The following is a 15,732-nucleotide window of genomic DNA, read 5'->3' as shown; positions in this document are numbered from 1 at the left end:
AAGATCAAGAGCAAGAGCAAGAGATATTAACCACCGAGGTCACAGAGGCGCTTTGCGCTACACCGAGTAAAGATAAGACATTTATTGTTTTATTCTTCCTTAGTGGTCTCTGTGGTGATAATGGATATTTTACTACTGTGGTTATTTGTAGTGAAACCTAGAGCTTTTTTACCACCGAGGGCACCGAGGCGCTTTGCGCTACACAGAGTAAAGATATTTATTGTTTTCTCTGATCTATTCTCGGTGTTATCTGTAGTGATAATGGAATTCTTTTACTACTGTACTTCCCAGTATTCTCAATTGTGAAAAATAATTAACTGATTTTAAATGAAGAAAATATTTGTTGCTGGCCATAATGGTATGGTTGGGTCGGCGATAGTTCGCCAGTTAGAGTCGCAAGGCGATGTAGAAATCACCACCCGAAGCCGTGTACAGCTTGATTTAACTAACCAGCAAGCTGTATCCGAATTTTTTGCTGATTCAGGTATCGATCAAGTTTATCTCGCTGCAGCTAAAGTGGGGGGCATTCATGCTAACAATACTTACCCTGCTGAGTTTATTTACCAAAACCTAATGATTGAATGCAATATCATTCATGGTGCCTATAAAGCCGGTGTGCAAAAGTTATTGTTTTTAGGGTCGTCGTGCATTTACCCAAAACTTGCGCCTCAGCCAATGCAAGAAACGGCCTTGTTAACAGGTACATTAGAAGAAACCAACGAGCCGTATGCCATTGCTAAAATTGCCGGTATTAAGTTATGTGAATCGTATAATCGCCAATATGGGGTTGATTACCGCTGCGTGATGCCAACCAATTTATATGGCCCCCATGATAACTTTCACCCAGAAAACTCTCATGTTATCCCTGCATTATTGCGACGCTTTCATGAAGCAGCACTTCGTGGTGATAGTGAGGTAATAGCCTGGGGCAGTGGTAAGCCAATGCGCGAGTTTTTGCATGTTGATGATATGGCCGCAGCTTCAATACATGTAATGGAGTTAGATAAAACCATTTATGATGCTAATACTGAGCCAATGCTAAGCCACATTAATGTCGGTACTGGTGTTGATTGCACCATTAGGGAGTTAGTTGAAACGGTAGCCAAAGTGACAGGGTTTAATGGCAACATCGTTTGGGATACCACTAAACCCGATGGTGCTCCACGTAAATTAATGAATGTTGATAGACTTGCGGCATTAGGCTGGCAATTTTCGTATAGCCTTGAAGCCGGATTGAAAAATGCATATCATTGGTTTTTAGTCAATCAAGATAACTTTCGTGGGTAAACCCGCTATCAATTAACTCATTCATTTCATTGCTCAAATAAAAGCCTTGCTTAAAATAGTACAAACAGCCAAAATCGCACTGTTTTTACATACAGTATTTGTGAGGTTGGTGGTGAGTAAAGAAAATGCATTAGATACCGCTATTAAGCTAATTGAGAAGCAATTTGGCAAAGGGTCTATTATGCGCTTGGGCGCGAACCGAACAATGGATGTAGAAACCATCCCAACGGGGTCACTTGCGCTTGATATAGCCCTTGGTGCTGGCGGATTACCGATTGGTAGGATAGTTGAGATTTATGGTCAAGAAGCATCGGGTAAAACAACACTTACCTTAGAAATTATTGCATCAGCTCAACGAGAAGGTAAAACTTGCGCATTTATAGATGCTGAACATGCTTTAGATCCTATATATGCCCAAAAACTTGGTGTGGACATTAATTCGTTATACGTATCGCAACCAGATAATGGCGAACAAGCACTCGAAATTTGTGACAGTTTAGCTCGTTCAGGTGCTATTGATCTAATTGTTGTTGACTCTGTTGCTGCTTTGACCCCTAAAGCTGAAATAGAGGGGGAGATTGGCGATTCACACATGGGGTTGCAAGCTCGAATGATGTCTCAAGCCATGAGAAAACTTGCCGGAAACTTAAAACAGTCCAATTGCATGTGTATTTTCATTAACCAAATCCGCATGAAAATTGGTGTGATGTTTGGTAACCCTGAAACGACCACTGGCGGTAATGCACTTAAGTTTTATGCTTCTGTTCGATTAGAGATGCGTGCTTATAGCTCTTCTTCTGGGCAAATAAAAAGAGGTGAAGAGGTTATCGGTAATGAAATTAAAATTAAAGTTGCAAAGAATAAGATTGCAGCGCCTTTTAAAGAAGCAAAAACGCAAATTATTTATGGGCAAGGTTTTAATCGTTACGGTGAATTATTAGATTTAGCTGTTGATGGTAAAATAATCGAGAAGTCAGGTTCTTGGTATGCTTATGGTGATAATAAAATTGGCCAAGGTCGTGATAATGTTAGTGAGTTTTTACGTTCGACACCCCATATTTATGAAGAAATTAAACAAAAAATTCTCGACATACATTTTCCTCGCAAGGATGCCATCGCAGTAAGTTAACTGTTATATCATTAATTATTCTGATGCTGCTTATCGTTGCTTTCCAAATTACTCACCATTAAATTATGCCATGTTATCCATGGCATCTTTAATTTCGCTTGTCGCTTGTCGCTTGTCGCTTGTCGCTTGTCGCTTGTCGCTTGTCGCTTGTCGCTTGTCGCTTGTCGCTTGTCGCTTGTCGCTTGTCGCTTGTCGCTTGTTACTTGTCGCTTGTCGCTTGTCGCTTGTTACTTGTTACTTGTCGCTTTCTAGTTGGTCATTTATGTTTTTAGATAAAAGTATCTTTACAACTGTTATTGATTCAACCCCGTTAGTGTCTATCGATTTACTTGTTCAAAACAGCCAAGGCCAATTTTTATTAGGCCTGCGGAATAACAAACCTGCTCAGGGTTTTTGGTTTGTTCCTGGTGGGCGGGTGCTAAAAAATGAAATACTGGATGATGCATTTACTCGACTCGGACAACAAGAATTAGGTGTTACAATAAACCGAAGCCAAGCGGCGTGTCTTGGGCCGTTCGAGCATTTTTATACCGACAGTGTGTTTGGTGATGAGGTATCGACTCATTATGTTGTGTTAGGCTACAAAATACTGTTAGATATTGATTTAAATGCATTGCCGGAACAGCAACACAATCAATATCGTTGGTTTAGTCGTGATGAAATGCTTAGCCGTGCAGATGTGCATAAACGCAGTGCGTGGTATATTAAATAAAAGTTATCCTGATTCTATAAACAAGAGTCTTTAAACAAAGAGTTTACAAACAATGCTTAAAAAATTAGAGAAAAAATTGAAACAACAAATTAATCCAACAGCATCGATTGAAGATTATCAATATCATATAGATATTGTGTCTCCAGAGCTGATTACGGGGTGGGCTGTTAATAAAGTGGCAGGCGCGGCAAAACCAAAAGTTGAAGTGTTTTCTGGCTCAACGCTACTTTGGCAAAGTGATGCGACATTTCCGCGTGAAGACTTGCAGGCTGCAGGGTTTGGTGACGCGGCTTTTAATATCGTGCCCGATGCATCGGTATTAACTGACGATATTAATGCTGTAGATATTTTTATTGATGGCCACAAGGCCAACGCTACACCTTTTGCTTTAGTGTTAACGGCACCCAAAGCTGAGGATTATACCTGCCACGTAGATGCCATTGATAATGGCGTTATTATTGGTTGGGCAAAACATTTAACTAAAGATACTCATAGAGTTAATATCGAAGTTAAACACAATGATGTGGTGATTTCGGCGGGCTTAGCGGCCGATTTTCGTGAAGATCTGCAGCAAGCAGAGATTGGTGATGGACAGTATGGGTTTAAACTTGGGTTAAACTTGGCTGCTTTTCCATCTGATGTTGTTTCTTGCCAGGTCTATGTCGATGGCTTACTGACACCTATTGCACCATTTGAAATAAAAGTGGCTGCCAATGATATTGAAAAAGCCAAATTTTTAGCTCAGTTTGCAGACCAACTAGACGATTTTCAATCTATTCTGGCTAAAGAAACGCAGCGCATTAATCAACAAATTGAAGATGCCACTCCTGCAAATGAAGAGACGACTCTTAATACCGTCGCACAAGTTGCAATTAACAATATCGCAGAAATTTCTGCTCGATTGAACGTTATCGAAACGGTTATGGTTAAACACCTAAAGTAACCTAATCAGTTCAGTCGTTATTCTCGTTGATATGTTTATACAATTTGTGGTGGTGCATTAGTGACAACTGAAGTTCAACAAGATAAAACCAAAGGTTATATTGATATATTAGCTGCGGGCAAATTATTAGGTTGGGTATTTAACCCACAATCACCAAATAAACCTGTAGATTTTTATGTCGTTGTTAATGGTAACGTTGTCACTAAAGGCTGCGCTAATATATTTCGTCAAGATTTAGCTGAAGCTGGTTTTGGCGAAGGTTATTGCGGTTTTGAAATTTTTTTCGACCTTCCATTTGATGTTGTTACCAACAAAGAGATAACCTTAGTTGATGAGCATGGTGATGCTATTGTTGGCGCTTCTTTTGTTGTTGCTAACAAATCACTTGAAGTTGATTTTGTTGGTGCTAAATCACACCAATTTAATTTCACATTAAATAGTGCCGATGAGCTACAGCATCACTTTACCTTGTATATTGATAATGTTGCCATTACCAAAAAAATGGTACCAAGTATTGTTGGTGTAAATAACTTTACTATTACCTTGCCACCACAATTTGTTAGGCCTTTTAATGGCTATTATAAGTTAGCTTCTGATCATGCCGCCTGCTTTGTATGGTCCGACTATGTCCAGTTAGCCCCTTTGATCTCCGCGAGTCATTTAGTAGTAGACCCTATCAATAATAGCAATTGTCTGCTTGAGCAAAACAGATTATCTTTGCTATCCAATCAACTCAAATATAACACTACCGCTAATGTTGAGCTTTATACAAAAGCTTATGCCAATTTAACTTCATCAGCTAACCACGCTATCTCTAACAACACAATTGATTTACCGATTGTCGATAAGCCGGTTTATTCTGTGATTTTACCGAGTGGATTAAGCCAAGATGAGGCTTTGACAATGCTGTCATCTATCGTGATGAGCATGCCAGCAGCAAATTATGAAGTGTTATGTTTGGATGACAATCCTGAGATAGCTAGTGTTAACAATCTAATCCGTGTTGATAGCAGTAGTCATCTCAATTCAGCTACAAGCTCATCTGACCTTTTAAGGATGGCGCGTGGCGAGTTCATTATACTTTGCCCACAATATGTAGAGTTTGGGTTTGCTTTAGTAGATTTTTTAGTTGAACCATTAGCACAACAACATATAGGGTTTGTTGCCAGTAAAGTTATCGATAGTGTTGGGCAAATTATCGATGCTGGTTTTAACTCTACAAACGATAATATAGAAGGTCTTGCTCTTCACAGCAGAAATTGCGTTACTAAGCATGTTGATTACGCGCTAGTTGGCCCCAGTGTTTATCGTGCTAGTGACATTAAACCCTTAAGCTTTCCCGTTGAGCAAAATCACTTAATTCAATCGATAATTTTTTTACAATCGTCGTTGTCTAAGCAACAGATGGGAGTTGTATTTGGTAATAGCCAGTGTTTTTCACACCGTCATAACTTAACCGTTAATACTGAAACGTTATTGCGGGATACCACACTAGAGTTTAACGCTTCAATTGAAAGCTCTTTATTATCTGTGGCAACGGGAAAGCCATTGCTTGGTACTATCTTAATGTTAGATGCATATACCCCATCACCAGATAAAGATGCTGGATCTTATGCGGCGATACAAGAGATAACGCTCATCCAGTCATTGGGTTATAAGGTTATCTTTTTACCAATGCATTTTGTACATTCAGCTAAGTACACTACCCAATTACAAAATATGGGAGTTGAGGTTTGTTATGCGCCTTATTACCCTTCGGTAGGTGATGCTTTATGCCAACGTTTGCCTGAGTTAAGCGCTATTTACATCACACGATATAATGTCGCGATACATTATATCGATTTCTTAAAAGAAACCGCGCCCAATTTGCCAATTATATTTAATAATGCTGATTTGCATTTTTTACGTGAAATTCGCTCTGCACTTGCTATTGCCGCTAAAGGGACCGAGCAAGCTAAGATAGAGAGTGAAGCGGCACTGACGAATGCCTTAAGAACGAAGCAATTAGAATTAGATGTCATTAACAAAGCCGATGCAGTGCTGTCTTATAATGACGCAGAGCATGCGGTTATGACCTCCCATGTGCTTAAACAATCTAATATCTTTAAATGTCCGTGGGTATTAACGGATAAGCCTGAACCGAAGCCATTTGAGTTACGTGAAGGTGTTGCTTTTTTGGGCGGATATAAACACCAACCCAATGTTGAAGCGGTTGAGTTTTTTATGGAATCTATTTTTCCTGAACTTCTTAAGCAGAATCCAAGTGTGACTGTTTATTTTTACGGTAGCCATATGCCTGATTCCTTTAAGCAATACCAGCACCCACAAATTAAACTGGTTGGTTATATTGAAAATCTTGACGATGTGTTTCAACGTCACCGCGTATTTATTGCACCACTGCTATCTGGTGCCGGTATTAAAGGTAAAGTGCTTGAATCAGCAGCCTATGGTTTACCCAGCGTGTTATCGCCTGTTGCTGCCGAAAGTACTGGGTTGTCGCATAATATCAGTACCTTAATTGCAGAGACACCGCAACAATGGGCTGAGTATATTACTTGTTTAAACACTGACAATATTTTATGGGAAAGGTTATCAAGAAATCAACGCACTCTTGCCAATGAAAAATATTCTTTTAGTCAGGCTCAAGATAAAATGCGTAAAGTATTTAACTACTTAAATATGACAACTTGTTAAAGACTAATGTAAGAGTAAAAGAGATTAAAGCACACTTATGAATACAAAAATTTTAACCGCAGCGGTAAAAATTATACCTAATAAACTGCAGCATAGAGCTATTTGTAAAGCGCTGAATTTACTTGTGGCTAAACCGCTCAACCAAAGTAAAGGGAAAATAATTAGTATTTCTGTTACTGATTTAAACAAAAAATGGTTTGTTACTATCGACACCAAGGGTTTTACGCCTTTAATTATCGATAAAAATGCAGATATAGATATTAACGTTGAGGCATCCCTAGGTGCTGTAATGGCCTCGCAACGTAAAAGTAGGCTTTTAAACGCAATAAATTCAGAGCAAATCAAAATCACCGCTCAAGCTCCCTATCAGCAAGAGTTTGTAGAAGCCATTAAGTCAATAGAGCAACCTAACATTGATGATTTAGTTCATCGCGGCTACCGTTACCTGCGCATGAAACCACCAGTAAGATTAAATTTAGCAACTGTTACGTTTGAAGATGTTGAGTGCCAGCTAGATGTTGATTATATTCGCGATCAAGCCGTGATGCTTGAAAGTAGTAATCTCGAACAAGCTTTAAGGCTAATGGAAATAGCTCACAAAGCCAGGCCTGAAGGGCCATTTATTAAAGATAAGCTTTTCGAGTACCGTAAAAAGTTATCTTAGATTTTTTATTTCATACAATTGCATGGCAATTGATTTTTTATTAAAGGATTATGAAGGTTTTTATGAACGTTACAATTGCTGGTACAGGTTATGTAGGATTATCTAATGCAGTTTTACTCGCTCAACATAATAAAGTGATTGCACTTGATATTATGCAAGAGAAAGTCGATTTATTAAACAATAAAGTGTCACCTATTGTTGATAATGAAATTGAACATTATTTGCAAAATGAAGTATTAGACTTCACTGCAACTTTAGATAAAAATTTAGCCTACCAAAATGCCGACTTTGTTATTATTGCAACACCCACAGATTATGATTCGGTCAACAACTACTTTAATACTAGCTCTGTAGAAGCGGTGATAGCTGATGTGTTAGCGATAAACCCTAACGCGGTTATGGTGATAAAATCTACCGTGCCAGTGGGTTATACTAAAAGTGTACGTGAAAAATTTAGCACTGATAATATTATTTTTTCACCAGAATTTTTGCGTGAGGGCAAAGCATTACACGATAACTTGTATCCGTCGCGCATTATTGTGGGTGAACGCTCTGAGCGGGCAAAACAATTTGCGAGTTTATTAGTGCAAGGTGCAAAAAAAGAAAACATCGAAGTGCTATTTACCGACTCAACAGAAGCGGAAGCCGTTAAGCTGTTTTCTAATACTTATCTAGCCATGCGTGTTGCCTACTTTAATGAGTTAGACAGCTATGCAGAAAGTCATGGTTTGGATACTAAACAAATTATCGAAGGCGTAAGCTTAGACCCTCGTATTGGTGGCCATTATAATAACCCATCATTTGGTTACGGTGGCTATTGCTTACCTAAGGACACTAAGCAGTTACGTGCAAATTATGCCGATGTACCTAACAGCATTATTGGCGCAATTGTAGATGCGAACCGTACCCGTAAGGATTTTGTTGCAGACTCTATTTTAAAGCGTAACCCAAGCGTTGTGGGAATTTACCGTTTAGTGATGAAAACCGGTTCAGATAATTTTAGAGCTTCTGCTATTCAAGGCATTATGAAGCGCATAAAAGCAAAAGGCATCGAAGTTGTGATTTATGAGCCGGTCATGACTGAACCTGAGTTTTTCCACTCGAAAGTGGTTAATGACCTTAATGAATTTAAACAAATTGCAGATGTCATTGTTGCTAACCGTATTGATGACTTAATCGCAGATGTAACCGACAAAGTGTACACCCGCGACTTGTTTGGTAGTGATTAAGGTCGCTTCGCTGCAAGGCGCTACGCTTCAAGGTCGCTGCGCTTCATGGTCGCTACGCTTAAAAAAGCCGTCATCCTCGAGTGCTTTTATCGGGGATCCAGCTCTAGTTTTGCTTCAAGGTCGCTTCGCTTCAAGGTCGCTACGCTTAAAAAAGCCGTCATCCTCGAGTGCTTTTATCGGGGATCCAGCTCTAGCTTCGCTGCAAGGTCGCTGCGCTGCAAGGTCGCTGCGCTGCAAGGTCGCTGCGCTGCAAGGTCGCTGCGCTTCAAAAAGCCGTCATCCTCGAGTGGTTTTATCGGGGATCCAGCTCTAGCTTTGCTTCAAGGTCATTGCGCTTCAAGGTTGCTACGCTGCAAGGTCGCTTCGCTTCAAAAAGCTGTCATCCTCGAGTGATTTTATCGGGGATCCAGCTCTAGCTTTGCTTCAAGGTCGCTACGCTTCAAGGTCGCTACGCTTCAAGGTCGCTTCGCTTTAAAAAGCCGTCATCCTCGAGTGGTTTTATCGGGGATCCAGCTCTAGCTTTGCTTCAAGGTCGCTGCGCTGCAAGGTCGCTGCGCTGCAAAAAGCCGTCATCCTCGAGTGCTTTTATCGGGGATCCAGCTCTTTGGTACCTACTGGCTTTAAAAAACGTCACATTGTACGTAAAAGCAGCAGGAGTGGGCGATTATATTCGCAGTAATACATGTTCATGTTTACTTCATCGTGCCTGCAACATACACTACTGACTCATTTTCAAGGATTTGAAGCCATTGTCTTTAAGATAGTTGTTGTGTCCTGGTGAGTATATTTTTTTATCATAAACATCATGGTGTTAGTTAATAATGGCAAATGTGACAGAATCAAGAGTGCATGAAGCACGATTTACGTCTTTTGGTACGACCTTTATGGGCCCGTTGTTGAGCTTTTTTTCACAAAGCTTAACTAACAATGTGCCTGATAAAGCCCCATTGTACTTTTTGGCACGTGAAGGCTATTGGTTAGAACAAGCCTTTCAACATCATCTTAGCGGCGCAAATATACAAAGAGAAAGTCATTACTTGTTAGTGTCGCGTGCTTTCTTATTTAAAATTATGTGTAACGACAGTCGTAGTTACGCCTATTCACTCAAAAGTAGCTTTAGTGGTGCCTTTTACGATTTGATTCGTACTCGTTTTTTATTGTCAGACGCACAAATTAAACACATTTTTGATGAAGAACTGACTCAAGAGTTAGTGTATTTACCTGAAGATAAAAAGAAGATTGTTGCCATACTTGAAGAGCACGCAACCCGTATTGAAGATATTATCTCTCCGAGTAAACAAGCCTATATTAGCTACCTTAAAAGCATTGGTGTGACTGAGCAAGATAAGTTGCACTTAGTCGATTTAGGTTATTCTGGCACGATTCAGTCTTTGCTGGGGATATTGCTTGATAAAGATACCCATGGCCATTATTTAATTTCTTCTAACCCTGGTGAGCACGTTATTGAAAATCACAATGCGACCATGCAGGGATATTTGAAAGAAAACGTCAAAATTGGTGACGGCTACCTACCACTTGATCGCTCAATGTTTTTAGAGTCTTTGCTTACCGCACCTTTTGGTCAATTTAGGGGTATACGTTTTAATACTTTTGATTCGTCTCATTTTGATTTTTATTACGGCCGTAAAGTGGCTTCACAACGCTACTTTCATGAGCTTGAGCAAGTGATGAATGGCGCTCTGTCTTTTTGTCAGCATGCTGCTAAGCACGATATTAGTTTTACGACTGATGAGTTAGAAACGATGTTGGCAAGCTATTTAGGTAAGGCCAATATGGTTCCTCATGCGGTGAGACACATCTTTGATATCGATGACGATGTTACTGGTAACGGTACGGTAAATGCCCTTCAATTTTTTGGTTTAGCATAATGATTAATAAACAGTTTATTAAAACGAAAATGCCTGCAGTCTTTAATTTTGTTAAACAGCAGCCATTTCTCTTTAGGGTGGCCAAGGGCATTGATAGGCGCTTGAGCGCTCGTGCTTACGCTAAACTTAACAATGACGATAAAGGTTACACTCAAGATGAAGTGCAACACTTACTTAACCTAGCTAAAGCTCAAGGTTTATTTGACTATGCTTGGTATAGCGCTAATCAATGTCGAGTGTTTAGTTGTGAGCAAGAGGCATTTGAAGATTACTTATTAAAAGGGGCTTTTTCGTGCGTCAACCCAAGCCCCGCATTTGATACTGAGCTTTATTATAAATGTAATACCGACATTTATTTACAAGGTGAACAAGCTTTAGTCCATTATTTAAACCACGGCAAAGCAGAAGGGCGAATGTCGCCACCTGCAACGCCTAAATGGCACCCTAAAGCCATTGCAACCACAGCTGATGGCGAAGCAACCACTCATAAAATAGCCATGTGTTTTCATGTTTTTTATGGTGAGTTTATTGATTACTATTGCAATGCTTTAGCTAAGTTTCCGCAATCGGTGGATGTGTTCGTTAGCGTCAGTAGTGAAGATTTAGTTGCTAAAGCGCAAGCGCAATTTACCGAATGCGCAAAGGTTAATAATGTCTCAGTGAAGGTAGTCCCTAACCACGGGCGTAATTTTGGCCCGATGTTGGTTGAGTTTGCTCAAGATTTACAAGCGTATGACTTATTTTGTCATATGCATTCTAAAAAGTCCTTGTATTCGGGCCGAGCTCAAACGCAATGGGCTGACTATTTGGGCGAATATTTATTGAATGATCAGCATGTGATTAAACAAATGCTTAATCATTTTAGCGATAACCCCAATACCGGCATGTACTACCCAACCTCATTTTGGATGATGCCTAATTGGGTTAACCATTGGCTTAAAAACAAGCATCACGCTAAAAAGATGGCGCAAGAGTGGGATATTGAATTAAGTAACGACTTTTTAGCTTACCCTGCTGGTGGTATGTTTTGGGCAAGACCTGACGCATTAAAGCAACTTTTAGATAAAACCTATCAGTATGATGACTTCCCAGCAGAGCCTTTACCTAATGACGGTTCAGAACTGCATGCTCTAGAGCGTATGCTAGGGTTATTGGCGGAGAAAAATGGTTATCAACAACTGTTTTATTATCCTACTACAGGCCAATTTACTCACGATGACAGTTACATTTTAACGCAATACGTTAACAGCCAAGAAGGTTTACGCAACCAGTTAGGTGGCTTTGACCATGTGAGTTTTGATGTATTTGATACACTGGTTCGTCGTCGTTGCTTTGTACCAGACTACGCCAAATTATTACTGGGTAAAGCATTAGTGGCGCAAGGCGTGGTACAAGATGCTCATCAGTTTGTTACAATGCGCAATAATGCTGAATTTGAAGTACGACAAGCTAAAAACTTTATCGGCGACGTGACTATTTTTGAAATTTACCAGCAATTGGCCAGTCAATTAAATTGGTCTGACGCTCAAGCTAAGCAATATGCTGAACATGAGTTTGCTTACGATTTAGAGATGATAGAACCTAAAGATGAGATGGTTGATTTGTTTAATGAACTCATCATCGGCGGTAAACAGATTACGGTAGCATCAGACACCTATTACACTTTAGACCAAGTCGCTTTGATGTTGGCTAAAGTGGGTGTAACAGCAGGTTATGAGTTACTTGTGTCGAGTGAACTCGGTAAGCGTAAAGACAATGGCAGCCTTTGGCAGCATATCAAAGATGGCTTAAGCCCAGACAAAACGTTTATCCATGTGGGTGACAATGCTGTGGCAGATGCACAAATTCCAGGTGATTTTGGTTTGCAAAATATGCATATTCTTAATCCATTAGATAAGTGGCATGCAGCGGGTTGGCAAAATCCGTTTGTTGGTGAGCTAAGTTTAAATGAAAAACAGATCCTAAAATGGGGTCCGTTGGTCAGTGATTTTGGCCGTTTTCCGTTTTTAGGTGAGTAAGTTATTATGAAACGCAAATTATTTTTACATGTTGGTCCTCATAAGACAGGGACAACACTTATTCAAAAAGTTTTTCTTGATAATCAATCGGAAATATTGGGTAATGGTTTGTTATATCCAAAGAATTATATTCGAATCTTTGGGCACCATCATTTTCGTGATCTTATTAAAGATAGAGCCTTGTCACAGTCTGACCATGATTTTTTTAAAGATATAAATTCTAATGTTTTATTATCTAGCGAGGATTTTATTTCTTTTTCTGTTGATGACTTTAAATATTTGAGAGATTCATTTGAAGACTTCGATATTAATATTATTTATAGCTGGCGCCGATCAAGCTTGAAGATGTATTCAATTTGGCAAGAAATTGTTAAACACGGACAGTCGATTTCATTTTTTGATTTTTATCATGAACACTTAGCTAAGCCGGGGCAGAGCTATATGTTATCTGCTGATCTCCAAGTTAGCCGCTTTGTTAACCTTTTTGGAAAGAGTCATGTTCATTTAATTGACTATGATAAATCATGTGCAGATAAAAATTTATTAGAATTGTTTTTTTCAATTGTGGAGTGTGAATACAAGCCAAGTTATTTAGATGGTTCGAAAAATAAAATGTCCTCTAATGTTTCGTTGAGCCCTTATGATACTGAAATTATAAGAGTTTTAAATGCTCTGATGGCAGAAAAGTATAATTTGGTTGGGAATGTTGTTAGAGAAACATACTTGGAAAATTATTCAGATTTAGATAGTGATATGATGTCTAATTTAACCGGTATCATGAAAAACAGTATGATTGAACTTCCTGTTGGTGATTATTTTATTGATAAGCGAGTTGAAAAAATAATGACCGAAAAATTCATCGATAGATTTATCAATTATGATAAAAAATCATATAAAAGTATTGTTAATATTGTAAGAGATAATTGGTTACTAAACCAAAATTCGTTTGCTTTACTTAATCAGTTGGCCACTCAGTTAAATGAGAAGGTTAAATATGACTAGCAATAGTATTAGTCCTAAGGTCAAATTAGTTGCGATTGCCAAAGATGAAGCGGCTTATTTGCCTGAATGGATTTTTCATCACTTACATTTTGGTTTTGATGCGATTGATATTTACGTTAACAATACTACTGATAATACGGATGAACTTTCTAATGCACTTTCAGAAATTGACAGTGTTACTTTCATAGATGGAAATGATTTTTTTCTTAGTAATGCTAAAACCCCGCAAAAAAAAGTGTATGAACATGCTTTTTCTTTAGCAAAAAAATCAAATTTTTCTCATATCATGTTTCTTGATATTGATGAGTTCTGGACTCCAATGGATATGGTGTCATCGGTAAGTCATTGTTTAAGTTTAATAAAATCAGATGTTATTTCATTTGAATGGTTAAATAAAATTGAAGATGTACCGTTTTCGCCCGCAATTGAATCAGTAATTGTTGGTGAGCATCATCGATTAGTTAAATCCATTACAAACCTAAGCATTAATATTAATAATCTTGATATCCATAATGTTAGTGCTGATGGGGTATTAAGTGTGTTAGCTGATGGAACTGAGGCTAAGTTTTCAAAAGATAATCAACAGCTTGAATCTATTGGGGAGATTAAACCATATTTAGTTATACATCGGATGTATCGTAGTCGATTAGAATATATATCCTTATTAGGGCGCGGTCGTCCTAAAGGTGGTGGAACTTTTAAAGATAATAGAAATGGTTTTTGCTATCTTGAATATGAGAAAAAAACTATTCACTTACCGCAAGGTAATGTAGATGACTATGAGCAAAAACGAATAGAATTCTTTGATCACTTTATCTCTGATGACTATATGATAAAAGCACATAGTTTTATTGAGTTACGGTACAGAAATGTCTTAGAGCTTATTAAAAATGCTGAGTTTAACGATTTTAATGTATTAAAAAAAATACTTAGAAATGTTGGCTTGTCAGATGTTAATTTAGTGTATTCAGATTACTTATTATCAGTATCTAATTATCTATCTGGTCAGGTGACTAATGCACTGCGAGACGGTGCAATAGCGTTAGAGAATGTCGATATGGAGAAATCTCTAAGCTTAATGGAGGTTGCGAATACACTAAGGCCTAGAGGGCCTATTATCATAAAAAAAATTAAACAATACAAAGCAAGGCTTAATCATGAGGGTAAAAATGGGTAACATTATCATATCATTAACCTCTTATGCTGAGCGCATTAATGTGGTTCATCTAGTGATTGAATCGCTTAAAAAGCAAACCTATCAAGTTGATAAAATTATTCTTTGGCTAGATGAAACTGAACTCACCCGTCAGCAACTACCTGAGCAGCTGGCAGGATTAGAAGATGAATTGTTCGAAGTGCGCTTTTGTCCTAACTATAAGAGTTACAAAAAGTTAGTGCCAACCTTAGTTGACTTTCCTGATGCCAATATCATCACATTTGATGATGACATTATTATTCCTGCTGGTACTGTTCAAGCATTTGTTGATGCTCATAACGCGCAGCCTACTGCGATAATTGCCAGCCGTGGCCGAGTGATTAAACGGGGAGACAAAGGGGCTTTTTCAAGTTATGCCGAATGGCCATTATTAAAAAATGAAACAACGTTATGGGCAACATTCAGTATTATGCCTATTGGATATGGTGGAGTTTTTTATCCAGTTAATAGTTTACATACTGACGTTGTTAAGTTTGATGTATTTTCTCAAATTGCGCAAAACGCTGATGATATTTGGTTTAAAGCAATGGCGATGCTCAAGGGGACTGAAACGGTGCTACTTGCACGCAAGTATTCTGATAAATATAAATTAATCGAAAATACGCAAGCAACAGCATTGTATTTAACCACCAATGTTGAAGACCGTAATGTTGATGTATTTAACGCAATATTGCACGCATATCCAACACTTAGTGATATCATTGAGTCAGTTGATTTTATGGAAATCGTTGCTGATGGTCATTATCTTGCGCAGGCGATTAACCAGCCAAAACTGTTTGATAATGCCAAAGAGGCGGCTGATTTTTACCGTGATTGCGCTTTAAAGATGGAGTCTGTTGATCTTCGTTTAGCGATGTCGTTAATGCAAAAGGCTCGAGTTTACCGACCTCGAGGACCAATGATTTTAAAGAAAATTGCCCAGTATAAAAGCCAGTTAGTGAAGAGTTAA

At 38.6% G+C, this 15,732-nt stretch carries 12 protein-coding genes; all 12 read left to right on the top strand.

Annotation, left to right across the window (positions count from 1 at the left end):
• Positions 1-327: 327 nt before the first annotated feature.
• Positions 328-1,287 (top strand): GDP-L-fucose synthase, encoded by a 960-nt coding sequence (fcl, locus tag IEY48_RS08085; RefSeq protein ID WP_188919101.1) that lies wholly within the window; start codon positions 328-330, stop codon positions 1,285-1,287.
• Positions 1,288-1,387: 100 nt separating this feature from the next.
• Positions 1,388-2,416, top strand: a complete 1,029-nt coding sequence (gene recA, locus IEY48_RS08080; RefSeq protein WP_308424892.1) for a recombinase RecA — start codon at positions 1,388-1,390, stop codon at positions 2,414-2,416.
• Positions 2,417-2,495: 79 nt separating this feature from the next.
• Entirely contained in the window at positions 2,496-3,128 is a 633-nt protein-coding gene (locus IEY48_RS08075; RefSeq protein ID WP_229786367.1) for a GDP-mannose mannosyl hydrolase, read from the top strand.
• A gap of 52 nt (positions 3,129-3,180) precedes the next feature.
• Entirely contained in the window at positions 3,181-4,071 is an 891-nt protein-coding gene (locus IEY48_RS08070) for a hypothetical protein (protein WP_188919099.1), read from the top strand.
• A 60-nt stretch (positions 4,072-4,131) separates the two neighbouring features.
• Positions 4,132-6,765: a glycosyltransferase gene (locus IEY48_RS08065; RefSeq protein WP_188919097.1), complete on the top strand. Its 2,634-nt coding sequence runs from the start codon at positions 4,132-4,134 to the stop codon at positions 6,763-6,765.
• A 37-nt stretch (positions 6,766-6,802) separates the two neighbouring features.
• A complete protein-coding gene (locus IEY48_RS08060; protein WP_188919095.1) occupies positions 6,803-7,429 on the top strand; it encodes a hypothetical protein in 627 nt (208 codons plus the stop codon).
• A gap of 62 nt (positions 7,430-7,491) precedes the next feature.
• Positions 7,492-8,658 (top strand): nucleotide sugar dehydrogenase, encoded by a 1,167-nt coding sequence (locus IEY48_RS08055; protein ID WP_188919093.1) that lies wholly within the window; start codon positions 7,492-7,494, stop codon positions 8,656-8,658.
• Positions 8,659-9,479: 821 nt separating this feature from the next.
• Complete coding sequence (locus tag IEY48_RS08050) at positions 9,480-10,547, top strand: HAD family hydrolase (RefSeq protein WP_229786366.1); 1,068 nt, start codon at positions 9,480-9,482, stop codon at positions 10,545-10,547.
• Positions 10,547-12,565, top strand: coding sequence for a rhamnan synthesis F family protein (locus IEY48_RS08045; protein ID WP_188919091.1), 2,019 nt, complete (start codon positions 10,547-10,549; stop codon positions 12,563-12,565). Before IEY48_RS08050 ends, IEY48_RS08045 begins: the two co-directional genes overlap by 1 nt.
• A 6-nt stretch (positions 12,566-12,571) precedes the next feature.
• Positions 12,572-13,567 carry a hypothetical protein gene (locus IEY48_RS08040; protein ID WP_188919089.1) on the top strand — a complete coding sequence of 332 codons (996 nt, stop codon included), beginning with the start codon at positions 12,572-12,574 and terminating at the stop codon, positions 13,565-13,567.
• Positions 13,560-14,744 carry a glycosyltransferase family 2 protein gene (locus tag IEY48_RS08035; protein ID WP_188919087.1) on the top strand — a complete coding sequence of 395 codons (1,185 nt, stop codon included), beginning with the start codon at positions 13,560-13,562 and terminating at the stop codon, positions 14,742-14,744. Before IEY48_RS08040 ends, IEY48_RS08035 begins: the two co-directional genes overlap by 8 nt.
• Complete coding sequence (locus tag IEY48_RS08030) at positions 14,737-15,732, top strand: hypothetical protein (RefSeq protein WP_188919085.1); 996 nt, start codon at positions 14,737-14,739, stop codon at positions 15,730-15,732. The genes IEY48_RS08035 and IEY48_RS08030 overlap by 8 nt, the downstream gene beginning before the upstream one ends.

This window comes from Shewanella saliphila (genome assembly GCF_014648295.1).
Taxonomy (GTDB): Bacteria; Pseudomonadota; Gammaproteobacteria; order Enterobacterales; family Shewanellaceae; genus Shewanella; species Shewanella saliphila.
Note: the sequence above shows the minus strand (reverse complement) of the source record. Positions and strands in the feature narration are given on the sequence as shown.

Excerpts from the sequence above, each read along its gene's own strand:
- fcl (WP_188919101.1), top strand. The coding sequence starts at position 328 with ATGAAGAAAATATTTGTTGCTGGCCATAATGGTATGGTTGGGTCGGCG.
- IEY48_RS08075 (WP_229786367.1), top strand. The coding sequence starts at position 2,496 with ATGGCATCTTTAATTTCGCTTGTCGCTTGTCGCTTGTCGCTTGTCGCT.
- IEY48_RS08070 (WP_188919099.1), top strand. The coding sequence starts at position 3,181 with ATGCTTAAAAAATTAGAGAAAAAATTGAAACAACAAATTAATCCAACA.
- IEY48_RS08060 (WP_188919095.1), top strand. The coding sequence starts at position 6,803 with ATGAATACAAAAATTTTAACCGCAGCGGTAAAAATTATACCTAATAAA.
- IEY48_RS08055 (WP_188919093.1), top strand. The coding sequence starts at position 7,492 with ATGAACGTTACAATTGCTGGTACAGGTTATGTAGGATTATCTAATGCA.
- IEY48_RS08050 (WP_229786366.1), top strand. The coding sequence starts at position 9,480 with ATGGCAAATGTGACAGAATCAAGAGTGCATGAAGCACGATTTACGTCT.
- IEY48_RS08045 (WP_188919091.1), top strand. The coding sequence starts at position 10,547 with ATGATTAATAAACAGTTTATTAAAACGAAAATGCCTGCAGTCTTTAAT.
- IEY48_RS08040 (WP_188919089.1), top strand. The coding sequence starts at position 12,572 with ATGAAACGCAAATTATTTTTACATGTTGGTCCTCATAAGACAGGGACA.
- IEY48_RS08035 (WP_188919087.1), top strand. The coding sequence starts at position 13,560 with ATGACTAGCAATAGTATTAGTCCTAAGGTCAAATTAGTTGCGATTGCC.
- IEY48_RS08030 (WP_188919085.1), top strand. The coding sequence starts at position 14,737 with ATGGGTAACATTATCATATCATTAACCTCTTATGCTGAGCGCATTAAT.